An 851-nucleotide genomic window follows, 5' to 3' on the forward strand; every position below is an offset into this window, starting at 1 on the left:
CATGTACCGTAACGGATCAACCATACATTGAATATGATTGGTTACAAAAGGGTGCATTTATTAGCAACATTTCTATCATGGATGTGCATAAAGAAGTCTTTATTAAAGCTGACAAAGTCGTAGTAGACGACTGGTCACAATGTAATCGAGAAAAGAAAACTATTAACCAATTGGTGTTAGAAGGTAAATTCAGCAAAGAAGCACTTCATGCTGAACTAGGACAACTTGTGACAGGTGACATACCAGGACGTGAAGACGATGATGAAATCATATTACTTAATCCGATGGGTATGGCTATCGAAGATATTTCAAGTGCTTACTTTATTTATCAACAGGCACAACAACAAAATATTGGGACAACATTGAACCTATATTAAGAATGCGAGGTGTCTGAACATTGCAGAATCATACAGCAGTCAATACAGCACAAACGATAATATTAAGAGATTTAGTTGATGCATTATTATTTGAAGATATAGCCGGTATTGTATCGAATAGTGATATTACTAAAGAAAATGGACAAACGCTTTTGATATACGAACGTGAAACACAACAAATAAAGATACCTGTTTATTTTAGTGCTTTAAATATGTTTCGTTATGAAAGCTCACAACCAATTACGATAGAGGGAAGGGCGTCTAAGCAACCTTTAACAGCAGCTGAATTTTGGCAAACAATTGCTAATATGAATTGTGATTTAAGTCATGAATGGGAAGTGGCTCGAGTTGAAGAAGGACTGACTACTGCTGCCACACAGCTTGCTAAACAATTATCAGAATTAGATTTAGCGTCACATCCTTTTGTGATGTCAGAGCAGTTTGCAAGTTTAAAAGATCGTCCATTTCATCCAT

The 851-nt window shown here is 35.8% G+C and carries 2 pseudogenes; both read left to right on the top strand.

The features are described from left to right. A pseudogene (gene sbnB, locus IDG60_RS16870) lies at positions 1-377 on the top strand (N-[(2S)-2-amino-2-carboxyethyl]-L-glutamate dehydrogenase SbnB); the annotation flags it as partial. Positions 378-397: 20 nt separating this feature from the next. Next, positions 398-851 (top strand): annotated as a pseudogene (locus tag IDG60_RS16875) (staphyloferrin B biosynthesis protein SbnC); the annotation flags it as partial.

It is taken from the genome of Staphylococcus sp. EG-SA-2, assembly GCF_017152085.1.